Below are 15,811 nucleotides of genomic sequence, written 5' to 3'. Positions count from 1 at the left end.
GTGGCACTCCTTTCTAAAATCAATTGGATGAAACTCGAATGAAAAAACTGTTAGTAACGACCATGATGCTTGCCGGCGTGACTCCTGCATTTGCTTATCACCCATGTGAGCCTGGCAATGCCGTTACCGATGCGGTGGAAGGTGCTGTTGTTGGTGGCGTGGTTGGTGCGATAGCTGGTGATGCTAAAACAGGAGCGATGATTGGCGGTGCAGCTGGCGTCGTTGATGGCGCATACGACGAAGCAGAATGTGATGCGTTGGTGGGTGAGGCGATTGTTGAAGAGGCGATCGTTGCGGATTATGAAGACCGAGTCGTCGACGAAGTCATCATTGACAGCGCACTAGACGAAGGCTGGTAGTGATCCGGTCGAGGTTTTCGTTAATTCTTTTGTAGGTACTGCTGACCATAACTCTCTGAACTATATTGATAATATAAAGGTCAATAAAGCTAGTGTAATAAATGCTATAACCTTGAGTTAATTGTTCTAGACCCTCTCGCCCCTTAGTCTGCTCGCGTCATTTACTTCTAGGATTAGTTTCATGCGCGCGAGCATTACCCTTTTAAGCGCAGCTGTGGCTGCGAGCTTCTCTTTTTCTACTTATGCTGCTAACGACTCGGACGCTCAAGTTCAGGACATGTCAGATCCTCTTGCGGTTTACACGCAGGCTGGTGCAGGTGCCTCAGATAAAGGTCTAAATTTCAAAGTGGGCCGTACCTATGATACGGGCAACCCAGAGACCATGGCGATGAATATCATCGAAGTGAAAGGTGTGGTTGGTGAGTATCTGGGCTGGTCGGGTAGCGGTGCACGCGATAATTCTATCGACAGCGTGCGTTTTCGTAACTTCAGTGTCAATACTACTAACGGCCGCGGTTCTCAAGTTGATTTAAATTACAACGTCGAGCAGGAGAGTTTGAACGCTTCTTACAGCTTCATTCAGGCGCTACCAAAGCTGGGTAATCTGAATCTTTACCCGCTAGCAGGTCTTGGCGTCAATGTGAGAAATGGCGAGTTTAAAGGTTGTGAAAACATGCCAAATGTTGATTGCCCGGTTGAAAAGCAAAACATTGGTTACACCATTCCCGGTACGTATGCGGTAGTGGGAGCGTACACCAAATATGCGATTACCGATAAGCTATGGCTCAACTATAACCCAATGTGGTTGACGACCATTTCTGGCTCGAAGTCGTACGTTGAAAATGCGTATGGACCAGGTATGGATTCTATCTTTACCAACGAGTTTGCCGTGTCTTACCAGTTTACGCCGCGCTTCAATGTGCGATATTTTGCCAACTGGACGCAGGAGCAGAATTATTTTGATGGTGACCAAAGAGTGGAATTTAACTACCAGTTCTAGTTCTGTTTTGATGGTTTAGGAGATTCATTGAGCAGGGATGCTCTAATCGAAAAAGAACAGAAGATATTCATTCCTTCGAATATCTTTAAGAAGAGAATGCTTGTCGGTATTAGAACGGCAGTACAACGCCTACTTTGCCGTATGTGTTGCGCTTACCATCACCAAATTGACCTTCGTTGCCAATTTCCACATAAGGGATCAGGTTGTCGATGGCTGTGAACGTTGCGCGTAGCTCTACGTTGTAGATGGTGTCTTTGGTCATATTGTCTTTAGTGATCAAGTTTTTGTTTGCTTGATGCTGACCAACCAGCTTGGCATTGAGATATGTTTTATCCGTGACTTGTTTGCCTGCCGCTAAGTCAAAACGATAGATGTTGCTGCGCTCACTGCCGTTACCTGAGTTCAGATCTGTGTCTTTACGTAGACGCAGAGAGGCATCAAACATGTCAGATACGTTGCCGCCTACGGTCACGCCAAACTTGTTTTGGTCGTTGGATTGACCTTGAACACCGTGACTGTTTTGAACACTTTTCTTGTCTACGAACTCATATTCACCTTTCACCCAAACATTCTCGAAGTCATATTTGTAGCTAAGGTTGTACTCGTTTTCGAAATCCGCTTTACGCTTGGCAGATAAACCAAACCCTTCATAACCTACAAACGCTTTGATGCCAGAACCGTTGCTTGTTTCATAGAGCTTTTGACCGTTCTCACCAAATTTTGCGTCTAGCTCAATGCCTCCAGAGAAGCTGCTATCTGCTGCGTGAACTGAGAATGCTGATACCATTGCGAGAAGGATTGCTGTTTTTTTCATTGTCTTGTTACCTAATTGTTTTCGCTCCTGTTTTTGGAGCGAGGCAAAGGTACCGAGAAATTGACAGATCACTAAGTTAGGAACTATTCGGTATTTTGATTGGTTGTAGCCTTTGTATATTCCCATGAAGGCTGAACTGCGATAGAGCGCAGTCGGCCGTGTTTTGAGTGGTAGGATGGCGTCTTTCCTGTCTAAACTTAATAACTACGACAGGTTTGGTGTGGATAAAGCTGATTTATTCCAGCATGGAGAACAATCATGAAGTGGTGTGTAACGATCCCTCTTGGTCTGGTGATAACCGCGTGCAGCGCTCCTGTAGATAAGGTGTCGGGCGTGGTGAGTAATGAACTTTGTGATGCGCTAAGAAACGGCGATGTGGCTGACAATCGCGCGATGATTAATAGTGAAGAGGTCACTATGGATAGCGTATACGGGGAGTTGACTAATAGAGATATCGACCCGTTTGCAAAAGGCTGTTTTGGCAGTCGAGAAAGGGCGAATCAGTATAGAAAACATCAAGAGAAAATCATTGCTGAGGCGTTAAATATTTGAATAAAAAAGCACCTCAACGAAGTTGAGGTGCGGTAGACCCAATTTCCTTTCCAAGTTCCAATCAGAGTTCCAATAGTTCTCGGGTCTTAAGCGGGTTAAACCAAATAGGCTTATAATGCGTTGAGGTAAGCTTTAAGTGCTTTCAGTCTCACGGTCGCACCGCCAATGATGTCCATAAAACCAAGTTTAGGTGACGGTTTGCTAGCCGATATCCAACCAGAGCCTGTTGCACCAAGTGGCACGTTGTAACCTTCTGGCTCATTGAACTCGATGATCACAGTACGACCATGACTGCTCGTATTGTTGCCTACGTGCTGCCTTACATGCTGCGTTGAGCCCTGTGCTGAGATGGTCGCTTCACCGGTGTTGCTGGTAATGCTGTGTACCCTGCCTCTAAATATCTCCCCCGGATGAGAATTAACAAAGAACTCTGCAAATTGACCTTGCTCAATATAGCGATAGGTTTGATCGCTAACGCGCATTTCAACAAATTTTCGGCTGGTGTCGAACAGATGCAAATTGCCCGTTCGGGATCCCTCGGCGATGTTAATAACACCGACAATCCCATCAAAAGGTGCGCGTACTTGATTGCGTTCGTTTAACCACTGTTTCTGGTTGATCTGTGCGCTGATGCCATCCATATCAGATTTGGCAGCCATCAGATCGGCGCGACCTTGTTGAATACGAGTATGCAGCTCGTCACGCTCTTGCTCAGAGCTAAATTCATCTAAGTTGATCAAACGGCGATGGTTCTTCTCATCTATGGCTATTTGCTCTTCAATGCTGGTAATGCGGTGCTCTGCTGCCACCAAACTGGATTGTAGACTCTTTAGCTCGTGGTCTGTATCTTCCGATTCTAGGGTATAAAGCAGTTCGCCTTTTTTCACTTCTTGGTTATGGGTGACATAAATCTTTTTGACCTGTTGACCAAATAGTGGGCTCAGCACGGCATGAGGCGCTTTGACTGTGGTGCTGTCGGTTAAATCTGCAGGTGACCAGAATCGGTGTGCAGTGAACAACATAAAGGCGAGAAATGCCCCAAAGCCAACACTGATCACGGCATTTCTAAGTGTCCATTTGATCACCCCAAGCTTGACCAATAGCCAGATAATCAATACGTAAGGCAGCATAATTTCTTTCATTACGCGTCCTCCGTTTTCTTGTTGCCATAGATGCCACTATGAATCACTTTACTGACAGCGCTTGCCACTGCCTCCCAGTTGGTAAAGGCAATTATGACCGCGAGCACCCACCAAAGTTTGTCGATGAACAAACCACAAAGGGACAGTGCAAACACAAGGTTGGCTTGAGCACTTTGCATGTATTGGCTGCGATGCACCGCGACTTCGTGCAGTTGCCACAAGAGGTATAGGACATAAGTAATGATCGATAGGGTGATGACAAAAATCACGCCCATGAAAAATTCAGAGTTTAGCAGGCCGAGAATGCTAGGCAGATCTTGTGAGAAATAGTCGGCTGGAAGTGATTTTCCATGCACTTTAGACAACTGAGCAAACACGTAGCTCAGGGAAAGAAAGCCACCAATAATGGCAGCGGATTTAGCACTAAAATGTAACGCTCTTTTTATTAGTCTGAACATGTTTGTTCCCTGATTCAGGCTATCCGTAGCGATTTTGTCGATTAAACTTGGATAACAACAGTGTAACCTAAGGTTACTTTTGGATACATAAGGCTATGTTGGCTTTAAACATAAATCCCAGTTATGTATTTGTTCGTTTGTGCGCAGGTAACGTGTTTATGGTGAAATTGCACTAAGCTGAAGAAAACAGGGGAGTGGATGTCAAATATTCAAACTGATGAATTATTCACCGAACAAACTGATTTTGCTGCATTTATCCAATCAAATGCTATACAAGCCGAAAATCGTCAGTTAATATTTCGACATCCACTTGTTGAGTGGACGTCAATGGATACGGGCAAGCAACGTATCATCGATGCCGAGATGGTGAAATTGGTAGACACGCTAGCATGAGGTGCTAGTGCCTTTGGTGTGAGGGTTCGAGTCCCTCTCTCGGCACCATTACTCCTTTCCTTATATTACCTACAGACTACGATGCAGAACAAAGGATCCAGTTCAAAGCAAATGAGTACGTCTAACTCGGAATCAATTCAGCTATTGACCGAGGTGTCTCTGCACGCCCTTTTGTACCTCGAATTTTATAAGCTTGATAGCAAAACGCAGCATTTTGATCGTGACAAAAAGAACGAACTATTGGTGCGCTGGTTGAAGCCTAAACTCAAGAGCAACAAGTACAAATCTATACGTAAGCAGCTCAAAACAATGAGCTTACAAGCTAAAAAGTCTCAAGTGGACTTGGAAGATGTGTTGCTTACTGGCATTGAAGCTAAACCTGACGCATTACAACCTCATCTAGACAGCTACCTGCTGTTGATTCGTGAATTGGAAAAGAAGCTGGGTACCACCGCGTTACTGTCTACGCCAGAACAAGTCGATCTGGGCCATGATGAAAATGGCTGCTTGCTGTGCGTATTATCTGGCGATCTTAACGCGCACTTTGGCAGTAAGAATCAGCTGATAGCGGATGTTTCGATCTTATTTCGTGGTACGGTGCGAGAGAAGCATCTATTTCTTGGTGCGATATACGCTAACGAAGTCTTCGCCTATCAAATTCAATATGAAGACGACAGTTTTGTGCGAATTTCGCTTAATCTAAATAAGTAGCGACTTGTACGCATGGCCTAAAAGGTGATGATATTTGGCCAATCGATGTTGGCTAAAGATAGGTTGAGCCCAAACATAGAGATATTTGGGCTGGCTTAACGTTATGCCGTTAATCTTCGAGTGGTACAACAAGCACATCTACAGGTGAACTGTTGATGACTTGGCGAGACGCTGACACCAATTTGCTCCAAAAATCGTGGTGATGGCCACAGATGAGAAGATCAAAGTCGTTCTCGGCGATGGCGATTTTCACTTTATCACCCAGATCCCCGGTTCCAACCATAAAATGCTTCAATGTGCATTGTGCATATTCGGCGAACTCATCAAGTTGATCCATGGACTCTAAGGTCAACGGCCTCTGCTCGGGATCGGCGACTAAGTCGACCAGCTCATGATAAATTTCACCATGACTACCATCGATATGAATGAAGGATACGTCAGCGTCCAACAGTTTTGCTAGAAAAACGGCCCTATCAATAAGCACCTTACTTTCAAAGGAAAGTTCTAGTGCGACAAGGATATGTTTGTATTTCATAACCACGCTCTCTTGCTGCGAAACCTACTAAAAGCATAGCGGTTCATGGCGGTTTTTTTTGTCGATGAGATCGCGGTTCGGCGATAAATTCGCCGAAATCGAAGTGAAACAAATGAGATAGGCAGATTATGGGTATTATTGTCCATAATGTCTGGATCATTTTTCTATTTTTCTCGCGACGCTTTCACTTTAATCTAGCGCCATCAGCCAATAGTGGCACTGGGTGAGACAGCGACGACGATTAAAAATCGAATTTCGGATGCCCCAAGTTATAAGTGAACATAGAGTGGAGAGTGCACAGTGACTCATCAAATTATCAAAGATCTAAATACCCGTTATACAGCAAAAAAATACGACGCGACTAAGCGCATTTCTGCTGAGGATATGATGGTCATCAAAGAAGCGATCCGCTTATCTGCGTCCTCTATCAACTCTCAGCCGTGGAAGTTTATTGTGATCGAAAGTGATGAAGCGAAACAGCGCTTCCACGATACGTTTGCCAATATGCATCAGTTTAATCAACCGCACGCTAAAGAGGCATCACACACGATTTTGTTCGCTCACAACCCTCACTTTACCAAGGATGATTACCGTAGAGTTGTTGACGCTGAGGTCACATCTGGTCACTTGCCAGCGGACAAATACGATCAAATGCTAAATGGCGCGTTTGGATTTGCAGAGCTAAATACCGACGACCAAGGTTTCAACGGTCAGTGGACTAAGGCTCAAACCTACATTGCACTGGGTAATGTACTGCACACGCTTGCGCGTATGGGCATTGCGTCTACTCCAATGGAAGGTGTGGATCCAGAGATGATTGGTGAGATATTTGAAGACGAACTCGGTGGTTACGTGTGTGATTTCGCGCTAGCGCTTGGCTACCACAAAGAAGGTGAAGATTATAACTACGGCTTACCGAAATCACGCTTGGCTCAAGAAGACATCATTACGGTGCTTTAAACGTATATCAAATCGATAAAAAACGGCCACTAGCATAGTGGCCGTTTTTTATGCCTGAAGCAGTAATCCACTTAATCCCAGAGCAATAAACAATAACCCTGTAAGTCGATTAATAGTCACGACATATCGTTTCAAGAACCGTGCGACCTTTTCTGTTGCAAGAGACAGCAACAGATGGATAGACAGGGTAATCACCACCAATTCAAGCGTCAGTAGCGCGGCCTGCAATGCAAAATACTGCTCACTTTTCACGAACAGTGGGAATAGTGCACCGAAAAAGACGATCGTTTTCGGATTCAGCAACGAGATCAACACACCACTTTTGTACCCATAGGAACGCGCTTCAATCATCGCTTGGCTCCTCGAGTAGTAAAGCGCTCGACAACCTAAATAGATAATGTAACTGCTGCATAATCCCGTCATGACTTGGTAGGCGAGGGCATTAGTGTGAACTAAGGTCAGCAACCAAGAGTTAGAGAGTATTGAAGCGAGCAGAAGCCCCGTAGAAATGCCGAGGATGACCGGAATCGTCCGCTGCATATTCTGGTTCAAGCTGTTACTCAATACCGCCAGCATCCCCGGCCCTGGGGATGCGGCTGAGGCTATACAAATCGTAATGAAGGCTAATTGACTGTCCATAGTGAAATTAACTATTAGGGGAATTCTGTTGGTATTATTGTTTGTCAATTTAATACGATTTGAGCGAGGTTATCGTGTAAAAAATTGTTGTTGGTAGGTCGTTGGGTTGATCCCCATAGCGCTAACGAAGGTTTTATGGAAGTGACTCTGATCATGGAATCCACACGCTGTGGCCACATCGACAGGTTTGTCGCCCGCTTTTAACAGGGATTTGGAATAGCAGATTCTTTGTTGAACTTGGAATTGATGAGGCGTGACGCCTAAGTGGCGCTTAAATTCATGAATTAAGTGATATTTGCTTACGCCAGTTAGTTGCGCCAATTGGTCAAGCGCGACTTTCTTGGTGCAGTTATCGGCAAGATAATCCCGGGCGGTGATGATATTGGATTTGGCATCTACCCCGTCACTATTAGTTAGTCGAGATGAACCGTATTGTAAGATCATTTTCACTAACAGCAGTTCCAAATGACTCTCTATTTCGAGCTGTTCACCGCCACTATGAATGGTTGAGAGTAGCAAATGCATTTGTCTTTTGAGCCTGTCATCAGAGATGATGCTATCACGAAAAGTTGGCAGTCCGTCCTTCGAATACATCTCTTTATAGATATCGCGAACTTGTTGCTCACTTGGATAGATACCCCGATATCGCCACCCTTGTTCACAACCTTTGCTGCCAGTATGGATCTCGTCTGGGCTAATGATGCAAATATCACCGGAGATAGCATTGTGAGTGGCACCTTTGTGAAAGAATTGCTGAACACCTGCGTCAACAAGTGTAATCACAAACTCTCCATGTGCGTGTTTGCCAAACGTGGTATCGACAAACTGTGCATTGATGACATCCATTCCATCGAATGCCTCAAAGCTTGCCAGGTGACAGAATTCTTCTTTAGACATTTAAATCAACGTTCCTTGTATCACTCCTTGTAATAAATTGCGGTGTGCGAATAGGCAACACCACAATTTTTGCGGAGCTTATCACATAACCTAAGGCGCTTTGCTTTAGGTCGAGCTCTCTTGTGCACTTTGTTGCAATGCCAGTATTACTTTATTTGGGCTGTTTTGCGAGAACTTCATCAATATCCTCGGCACTGTGGCGTTCGGCTAAAGTCTCCCATTCCTCTCCCCATACTCGGTTTACAATGCGCCCGCGTTGCACGGCTGGGCGCTGCGCGATCTCTTTGGCCCAGCGGATCAGATTAGGGTAGCTTTCAACATCTAGAAATTCAGCGGCCTCGTACTGGTTGTTGATAACCAGATTTCCATACCATGGCCAGGTGGCGATATCTGCAATAGTGTATTCATCACCCGCAAGGAATTGATTGTCAGCCAATCGAGCGTCTAGGAGGTGCAGCTGGCGCTTTGTTTCCATTGTGAAGCGGTTGATTGGGTATTCGAACTTTTCTGGTGCATAAGCATAGAAGTGACCGAATCCTCCTCCCAAATAAGGAGCAGAACCTTGCAGCCAGAACAGCCAGTTCATCGCTTCTACGCGCTTCTCAGCCTTCTTAGGCAATAAAGCGTCAAACTTTTCAGCCAGATAAAGCAGAATATTACCCGATTCAAAGACACGGACAGGCTCACTGCCAGAGCGGTCAAGTAAAGCGGGGATTTTCGAGTTGGGGTTAATGGCGACAAATTCTGACCCAAACTGGTCGCCGTCACCGATTTTGATGGTGTAAGCATCGTATTCAGCGCTTGTCTTGCCCAGAGCTAGCAGCTCTTCGAGCATGATGGTTACTTTTTGCCCGTTTGGCGTTGCAAGTGAATAAAGTTGAAGATCGTGTTGGCCAGACGGGAGGGCCTGATCGTGTCTTGCGCCTGAATCTGGTCGATTGATACTGGCCCACTGACCACCACTTTCGGCATCGTGGGTCCAAACTTGCGGCGGGATATATTGAGTCGTCATGCTTTTGCTCTCCATGATATTGTTGCAAAACACGCCATCGTGTTGATTCAAAATCGTAGCTGGATTGCTGCAAGTCTTCAATATTATTGAGTAAAGCTTAAATTATAACTTATGCCTATGCTCTCTCATGTGCTGAACGTACCGGTTATGTTTCGGCGGTCTCTGAACTGAAGTGGCTTGCTTGGATCACCTAGTCCAAATAAAAAAAGCGGGCATCATTGCCCGCCAAACGTTATTCAATAAATTAAATTCCGTAATACAATCCGAAGAGGAATCTCTCCTTCAAAGGGTTAATCGCACCAAAAGAGAGAACACTTGAATAGACTGTGACGGTCATAACCAAGTCATGCTATCGATGCGGCCTGTTTATTATGACCAACTGGCTATATTTTGCTATAACTGAAAAATTCAGTCATTTGTAGCGGTATAGTGTCCAAAAGTGTCAAAAACATGGCTATTTCACACTATTGGTGTAACAAAATATTATTGTTTATATTGACGTTTGCTGGCTGTTATATTGAGTACATCATTCAATTCTGTGGAGCAGGCATGTTATGAATCCGCTACCCAGTGATGGATACATTTGTTATTTGGTGACGGAACACCTCAAGAAGATCCTGTCGGAATCGACCAACACTAAACTGTCGCTGTTCAATTTTTTTGTCCTTCAATATGTCGACAAATGTTCAGAGCAAGATTCGACGGAATGCACTCAATATATGATAAGCCAAGCTTTTCTTGCTGATACCTCGAAAGTGAACAAAGCGGTACGTGAATTAGAGTCTGCGGAACTTCTGACAGCCACCAAGATCAAACAGAGTGGTCGCATCAAAAAGATACTTGCTGTCACCCCGCCGGGTAAAAAGTTGATAGAGATACATCGGGCGAAAACCGATGCGATTGCCGAGCAGTATCTGACTGCGGTTCATGGGCGCGTCAATGCCGATGAGTTGTTTGAAGCTCACAACACCACCATGGCGGCGTTTTATGATGCGCTAAAGCTCTACAAGAATGCTTGTTGAGTAGTGAAATAAAAAAGCAAGTACCAATACAGGCACTTGCTTTTTAAACAGTTTAATTTGACTTCTCAGTCGCTAACTTAGCCGCTGAATGTATAAGTCATTCAGGCCAGTGTTTTACGAAACTATTGCTTTTTAAGAAACAATTGCTTCAGCGTTTTCTTGGTGTGAAGTGGTATTGCTTGTTTCAAACATCTCAGCGCAAACTAACACTACACCATTCTCAGTGACGGTGTAACGCCTTTGGTCTTCTGCGAGATCATAGCCGATCACAGTGCCATCGGGGACGACACACCCTTCTGCAACAATCACTTTCTTTAGTTTACAGCTACTGCCAACAACAGCGCGCGGTAATAGGACGCTGTCCTTCACTTCCGCAAAGTCTTCGACGCGAACATCAGAGGAAACTAGGCTATGTTCAACCTGGCCACCAGAAATGATAGCGCCTGCGCAAAGGACTGAATCCACAGCGAAACCACGGCGTTGTGGGTCATTAAATAAGAACTTCACCCCAGGTCGTTGAACTTGGTTGGTCATGATAGGCCAGCTGGTATCGTAAAGATCAAGCTCTGGTGTTGGTGCCAACAAGTCCATTGTCGCCGCGTAGTACTCGTCTACATGACCGACATCACGCCAATATCCGTTCGCTCCAGGGTGCCCGCGCTCGGTGAACACGTAGCCTTTGATCTTCTTGCGACCAATAAGGCTAGGGATGATGTTGTGTCCAAAGTCGTGTTTATAGTTTGGATCATCTAACGCTTGTCTCAGTTCGGCATCTAACACGTCTACATTAAAGATATAGATACCCATTGAGATGAGCGCCTTATCCTTATTGTTCGGCATTGGAGTTGGGTTGGCAGGCTTTTCTACAAAGTTGATGATGTCACCATCTTCATTGAGACCCATTACGCCGAACTCAGAGGCTTCCTCAATCGGTTTTTGAATACAAGCAACGGTCACATCGGCGCCACTTTCAACATGGAAGTTGATCATGCGCGAGTAGTCCATTTTGTATATGTGGTCGCCACCCAAAATCAACACGCGCTCGGTGTGGTCGACGCGCTTAATAAGATCGAGGTTTTGATATAGGGCATCCGCAGTGCCTCGATACCAGTTCTCACCAACCCGCTGCTGAGCGGGAATGATATAAACCCCTTCACCTAAAGCAGAGTAGGACGACTGCCAGCCAGATTGGATATGGCTGATCAGATCGTGCGCCATATATTGGGTAAGTACGCCAACTCGACGAATGCCGGAGTTGATGCAGTTGGAGAGCGTAAAGTCGATGATTTTGAACTTACCACCAAAGGATACCGCAGGTTTTGCGATATTTGAGGTAAGCTCTTTTAGTCTGGTGCCTTTCCCACCTGCGAGAATCATCGCAGTTGTATTACGCAAACGCGCGTTACTAGAAATGTGGGAATATTGGTTTTCCTTCGGCATTGTATAACTCCTTATATAACAAGCTCAAAAGACGTTTTTGGGGGAGTGTGATGTGTTGCTAACCTTCTATGGATAAGCTTTGTAAGACCAATACACTCAAAGACGTCATAAAATTTCTACTATCAGAACAGAACTTGACTATGCAATCTAGCCCATAAAATCTAAAGTTTTATCAAATTGAGGCAATCTTGATGCTCAATCACATTCCATGGGTAATCAGATGTAATTGAGCGATAAGCCAATTGGATAAAGTGGGCAAATTCAAACGTCAGAGCTGTGTAACATTGAACAAACTTACTAGCAAAACTATACAAACTATGTGACATCGCGGTGACAAGCCGAACGTCAATGCGACTTCACTTCAAACACTGTTACGCAGCGCATCATAGAGGCTTATGCATGGCTATGCATCCTGGTTTATTGTTGGGTGAGAATCACCAGCATCAAAGTAAACATCAGTTCGAAGGTTTGTGGTGATCGAAGAAAAAGTTGAGTTATGGGCATAAATACATAAACTTATCGAGATTCAGGGCGTAGCGACAACTCGTGCGCCCTTTTTATGTTTGAGTTAGAGAGTGAGTGAGGTTTTAGCATGTCGAAAAGAGATTATTACAGCGTGCTAGGTGTCTCGAAAGGAGCCTCAGAAAAGGACATCAAAAAGGCCTATAAGCGCCTAGCGATGAAGTACCATCCTGATAAAAATCCCGGAGATACCGCAGCAGAAGCAAGCTTTAAAGAAGTGAAAGAAGCTTATGAGGTGTTAACCGATAGCAGTAAACGTCGTCAGTATGACCAGTTTGGACATGCTGCGTTTGAAGGTGGTGGTTTTGGCGGTCACGGTGGCCATGGCGGTGGCGGTTTTGATGATATCTTCGGTGATGCATTTAGGCAGCGTGGAGGCGGCTTCGGCGGTGGTGGCTTTGGCGGCGGCTTTGGTGGTTTTGAAGACATTTTCTCTCAAGCACGTGGTGGACGTGGACGCCCGAGAGCCGAAAAGGGACAGGATCAAGAATACACATTGACGGTTGATTTTGTTGATGCGATTCAAGGTGCCGAAAAGGTGGTTGAACTGCCGATAAATGGTGAAAGCAAAAAGATCAACGTAAAGATTCCAGCCGGAATTAAAGACGGTGAGAAGATCCGCTTTTCTGGCAAAGGTGGCCCAGGTGTTCATGGTGGTCCAGCGGGTGACTTGTTACTCACTATCGCTACTCGCTCGCACGCTTACTTGGAGCGTGATGGCAATGATCTTATCTGCCTGACTAAAGTGTCTATGGTGACTGCGGCTTTAGGCGGTGAAGCCGAAGTGAATGTGCTAGATAGCCGCTTCAAACTAAAAATTCCAGCGGGCACTCAATCTGGTCGTAAGTTTAAAATGACCGGAAAAGGGGTGACGAGCCGTAAAGGAGAGACAGGAGACTTGTTGGTTAAAATTCAAGTGGAAACACCGACTAACCTGACTGAGAAACAGCGCGATATTTTAGAGCAGTTCAAAGCGACTCTGGCCTAATAGCGATCTTCTTTCCTATTCAAACAGCCACAATAGTGTGGCTGTTTGCTTATTTGTTGGCTGGAAATAGCAGCAATCGCAATAGCTGGCTTTCTTTCTATGAACTATTCTTAACTTTACCCGTAAGAAAAGTTCGCGATAAGGAGGTGGCAATGAGCATGGTTTTTAAAGCACTGATACTCGGATTGTTGTTTGGGCTTTTTGCTAAAGAGGCACTTGCTAGCAACTGTCCAGCTCTACTTGACTCCACTCAGCGTAAGCTCAATTCGACCGATTCCGTCAGCCTCTGTGATGAATATCAGGGCAAAGTTTTGCTGGTCGTGAATACCGCAAGCCAATGTGGTTTTACGGGGCAGTTCGAGCAGCTCGAAACCCTTCATAATCAATTCAAAGACCAAGGTTTCAGTGTAGTAGGTTTTCCTTCCAACGACTTCAATCAGGACAGAGGCAGCGAAGAGAATACGGCCAAAGTGTGCTATTTAGATTATGGTGTGACCTTTCCGATGATGGCGCGTAGCTCGGTGAAAGGATCGGATATGAATCCCGTCTTCTCAGAGATTGCCAAGCAAAGTGGCGTGACCCCAAAATGGAACTTCTATAAATATTTAGTCGGACGGGATGGCAACGTTGTCGGTGTGTTTTCGACGGGTACATCACCAACGGATGACAAAATCACGACGATGATCAAACAGAATTTATGACAGGATACCTGTAAAAAAGCGGCAGCCAATATGGCTGCCGCTTTTTTTGTTTTCACTGTTTAGTGGTCAAGATAAAGGTAGTTTTGCCAGCTCTTCATGCGGATTAAGACTTTACGCATGATCGATACATGGGTGAAGCTGTCAGAGTACACTGCAATCTCCACATTGGAGCCCGTAGGAAGGACGTATTCACTCATATCATCGTCAATCACTAATTTAACCATGGCTCGGCCAGTGGTGTTTAGAGTTCGTGTTGTTCGTAGTGTGCCGCTGGCTTGGATTTGGCCTTCAGGAATAGTGGGTAACACTTCAACAACTTTGCCTTTAAAGACTTTACCGGGTAACGCTCTAAACAGAAATTCGGCCTCAAATCCGGCTTTGAGACGCTGTAAGGAGTTCTGTCTAAAGGCACCCACATAGAAATCTTGTTCGGTATGAACAAAGGTCATAAGCGGTGCCAATGGTAACGGCACGGCCATCATGCCAGGTCTTAGGGCAAGCTGAGTGACGTAGCCATCAGTTGGCGCCAGTACGACGGTTTCTCGCAAGTTAAACTCAGCTTGAATCAATTGAGCTTTAAGCTGCGCAACCATGGTGTTTTCACCAAAAATTTGTGACTCAAAAGCAAGGCGGGCGCTTTCCTCTTGCGCTTGTGCAGCCTCCAGTGCGGCTTGGTTGGCTTTAAAGGTTTGTAAGCGCGTATCCACTTGTTGCGCAGTGAAGGCACCTTTTTTAAAGCCTTGCTGGTATCGATTGTACTCTCGCTCCGCCTTGTCTCGCTCTGCAAGTGCCTTGATAGTGTCAGATTGTGCGGCTTTGTAAACACTCTCTAATTGCAATACATCCTGCTCGGCATCCGCCAAGGCTGCTTTGGCGCGAATGACTTCGGCCTCAAACGGAATAGGATCGATGCGAAATAGTACGTCACCTTTATTCAGCTTTTGATTGGCCTCGACGTCAACCGACACGACCTTGCCTCGTACGCTAGAGACAATTGGCGTGGTGGTATAGAACTGACCACCTATCTGGCTAAATGGATGGTTGTAGTTCATGAGTAAGATGAGGGTGCCAACCAGCACCACACCGCCGAGTACCGCGGTTGGGACGGTCCACTTGTTGAGTGGGATCTTAAAAATCTTAAAAATGGCAATACAAAGCGCGGCATAGGTTAATACCAATAACAAATCCATAGGTTACTTCTCCTCTGCCTGCTCTTGACTAGCATTTGCTTTTTGTTGAGTTTGCTTCCCCTTGAGGTAGCCAACTTCTTGCTCTAGTGCACCAACTTGGTCAATGAGCTTTTCTAGGCGGTGGTGTAGATCGTGTTGCTCTTCTTCCAATTTATGGAAACCCCAGCCGCGTTCATTGCGCCACAGCGTCGCCCAGATCCATAAAAATGGCCATATTGCGTGTAAAGTAAATAAGCTTACCCATCCAGCAACATGTATGGCATCCTGATGTGGATGGTCACGCTCTTTGGCGATTTCGTAAGGAATGTCGTGAATGACGATGATTCCGTAAAACAGAACCAGGGCAACAAAAACCAGTAGCCCTAAAGCAAAATAATCCAAAAACATAATGCATCCTTGATCGAGAGTATTGAATCGCGTAGTTGATTGACGCTGGTTAAGTATTTGTTGTAATTATGTATTATGCAATAGCAAAC

General features: G+C 45.3%; 19 protein-coding genes and 1 tRNA gene. 10 read left to right on the top strand and 10 right to left on the bottom strand.

Annotated features, from left to right (window positions below; all coding sequences use genetic code 11):
- The first annotated feature begins 38 nt into the window (after window positions 1-38).
- Together AAA946_RS21620 and AAA946_RS21615 are read left to right on the top strand one after the other, a co-directional pair.
- A complete protein-coding gene (locus AAA946_RS21620; protein ID WP_338166808.1) occupies window positions 39-359 on the top strand; it encodes a hypothetical protein in 321 nt (106 codons plus the stop codon).
- Between the two features lie 181 nt (window positions 360-540).
- Window positions 541-1,359, top strand: a complete 819-nt coding sequence (locus AAA946_RS21615; RefSeq protein ID WP_338166807.1) for a hypothetical protein — start codon at window positions 541-543, stop codon at window positions 1,357-1,359.
- A 109-nt stretch (window positions 1,360-1,468) separates the two neighbouring features.
- On the opposite strand, the gene AAA946_RS21610 is transcribed toward AAA946_RS21615, so the two are convergent.
- Entirely contained in the window at window positions 1,469-2,173 is a 705-nt protein-coding gene (locus AAA946_RS21610; protein WP_338166806.1) for a hypothetical protein, read from the bottom strand.
- A 258-nt stretch (window positions 2,174-2,431) separates the two neighbouring features.
- On the opposite strand from AAA946_RS21610, the gene AAA946_RS21605 reads away from it, so the two are divergent.
- Window positions 2,432-2,725, top strand: coding sequence for a hypothetical protein (locus tag AAA946_RS21605; protein WP_338166805.1), 294 nt, complete (start codon window positions 2,432-2,434; stop codon window positions 2,723-2,725).
- A 110-nt stretch (window positions 2,726-2,835) separates the two neighbouring features.
- Here AAA946_RS21605 and AAA946_RS21600 read toward each other — a convergent pair whose 3' ends face one another.
- A complete protein-coding gene (locus AAA946_RS21600) occupies window positions 2,836-3,867 on the bottom strand; it encodes an HlyD family secretion protein (RefSeq protein WP_338166804.1) in 1,032 nt (343 codons plus the stop codon).
- Window positions 3,867-4,325: a magnesium transporter gene (locus AAA946_RS21595; RefSeq protein WP_338166803.1), complete on the bottom strand. Its 459-nt coding sequence runs from the start codon at window positions 4,323-4,325 to the stop codon at window positions 3,867-3,869. The genes AAA946_RS21600 and AAA946_RS21595 overlap by 1 nt, the downstream gene beginning before the upstream one ends.
- A 198-nt stretch (window positions 4,326-4,523) precedes the next feature.
- Between AAA946_RS21595 and AAA946_RS21590 the strand changes: the two genes are divergently transcribed.
- The 3 genes from AAA946_RS21590 (at window position 4,524) to AAA946_RS21580 (ending at window position 5,429) form a co-directional block, all read left to right on the top strand.
- Window positions 4,524-4,718 carry a hypothetical protein gene (locus AAA946_RS21590; RefSeq protein WP_338166802.1) on the top strand — a complete coding sequence of 65 codons (195 nt, stop codon included), beginning with the start codon at window positions 4,524-4,526 and terminating at the stop codon, window positions 4,716-4,718.
- Window positions 4,683-4,766: transfer RNA gene (locus AAA946_RS21585), tRNA-Leu, on the top strand. Before AAA946_RS21590 ends, AAA946_RS21585 begins: the two co-directional genes overlap by 36 nt.
- 63 nt (window positions 4,767-4,829) lie before the next feature.
- The gene (locus AAA946_RS21580) at window positions 4,830-5,429 is read left to right on the top strand and encodes a DUF2913 family protein (RefSeq protein WP_338166801.1); all 600 of its coding nucleotides are present in this window, start codon (window positions 4,830-4,832) and stop codon (window positions 5,427-5,429) included.
- A 109-nt stretch (window positions 5,430-5,538) separates the two neighbouring features.
- On the opposite strand, the gene AAA946_RS21575 is transcribed toward AAA946_RS21580, so the two are convergent.
- Window positions 5,539-5,964 carry a universal stress protein gene (locus AAA946_RS21575; RefSeq protein ID WP_338166800.1) on the bottom strand — a complete coding sequence of 142 codons (426 nt, stop codon included), beginning with the start codon at window positions 5,962-5,964 and terminating at the stop codon, window positions 5,539-5,541.
- A 300-nt stretch (window positions 5,965-6,264) separates the two neighbouring features.
- On the opposite strand from AAA946_RS21575, the gene AAA946_RS21570 reads away from it, so the two are divergent.
- Entirely contained in the window at window positions 6,265-6,924 is a 660-nt protein-coding gene (locus AAA946_RS21570; RefSeq protein WP_338166799.1) for a nitroreductase family protein, read from the top strand.
- A 48-nt stretch (window positions 6,925-6,972) separates the two neighbouring features.
- On the opposite strand, the gene AAA946_RS21565 is transcribed toward AAA946_RS21570, so the two are convergent.
- From AAA946_RS21565 to yghU, 3 genes are all read right to left on the bottom strand, one after another.
- Complete coding sequence (locus AAA946_RS21565; protein ID WP_338166798.1) at window positions 6,973-7,563, bottom strand: LysE family translocator; 591 nt, start codon at window positions 7,561-7,563, stop codon at window positions 6,973-6,975.
- Between the two features lie 69 nt (window positions 7,564-7,632).
- On the bottom strand, window positions 7,633-8,460 hold the full coding sequence (locus AAA946_RS21560; RefSeq protein ID WP_338166797.1) for a helix-turn-helix transcriptional regulator: 828 nt from the start codon (window positions 8,458-8,460) through the stop codon (window positions 7,633-7,635).
- A 151-nt stretch (window positions 8,461-8,611) separates the two neighbouring features.
- Window positions 8,612-9,472 (bottom strand): glutathione-dependent disulfide-bond oxidoreductase, encoded by an 861-nt coding sequence (gene yghU, locus AAA946_RS21555; protein ID WP_338166796.1) that lies wholly within the window; start codon window positions 9,470-9,472, stop codon window positions 8,612-8,614.
- Window positions 9,473-10,026: 554 nt separating this feature from the next.
- Between yghU and AAA946_RS21550 the strand changes: the two genes are divergently transcribed.
- Window positions 10,027-10,494, top strand: a complete 468-nt coding sequence (locus AAA946_RS21550) for a hypothetical protein (protein ID WP_338166795.1) — start codon at window positions 10,027-10,029, stop codon at window positions 10,492-10,494.
- Between the two features lie 132 nt (window positions 10,495-10,626).
- Here AAA946_RS21550 and glgC read toward each other — a convergent pair whose 3' ends face one another.
- Window positions 10,627-11,934 (bottom strand): glucose-1-phosphate adenylyltransferase, encoded by a 1,308-nt coding sequence (gene glgC, locus AAA946_RS21545; RefSeq protein ID WP_338166794.1) that lies wholly within the window; start codon window positions 11,932-11,934, stop codon window positions 10,627-10,629.
- A 592-nt stretch (window positions 11,935-12,526) separates the two neighbouring features.
- On the opposite strand from glgC, the gene AAA946_RS21540 reads away from it, so the two are divergent.
- Together AAA946_RS21540 and AAA946_RS21535 are read left to right on the top strand one after the other, a co-directional pair.
- Window positions 12,527-13,444: a DnaJ C-terminal domain-containing protein gene (locus AAA946_RS21540; RefSeq protein WP_338166793.1), complete on the top strand. Its 918-nt coding sequence runs from the start codon at window positions 12,527-12,529 to the stop codon at window positions 13,442-13,444.
- 158 nt (window positions 13,445-13,602) lie between these two features.
- Entirely contained in the window at window positions 13,603-14,145 is a 543-nt protein-coding gene (locus AAA946_RS21535; protein WP_338167221.1) for a glutathione peroxidase, read from the top strand.
- 59 nt (window positions 14,146-14,204) lie between these two features.
- On the opposite strand, the gene AAA946_RS21530 is transcribed toward AAA946_RS21535, so the two are convergent.
- Both AAA946_RS21530 and AAA946_RS21525 read right to left on the bottom strand, forming a co-directional pair.
- A complete protein-coding gene (locus AAA946_RS21530; RefSeq protein ID WP_338166792.1) occupies window positions 14,205-15,335 on the bottom strand; it encodes an HlyD family secretion protein in 1,131 nt (376 codons plus the stop codon).
- Window positions 15,336-15,338: 3 nt separating this feature from the next.
- Entirely contained in the window at window positions 15,339-15,722 is a 384-nt protein-coding gene (locus AAA946_RS21525) for a DUF3302 domain-containing protein (protein WP_338166791.1), read from the bottom strand.
- Between the last annotated feature and the right edge of the window lie 89 nt (window positions 15,723-15,811).

Origin of the sequence: Vibrio sp. 10N, from assembly GCF_036245475.1 — a bacterium.
Lineage (GTDB): Bacteria > Pseudomonadota > Gammaproteobacteria > Enterobacterales > Vibrionaceae > Vibrio.
The sequence above is the reverse complement of the archived record's forward strand: the minus strand, read 5'-3'. Positions and strand labels throughout refer to the sequence as shown.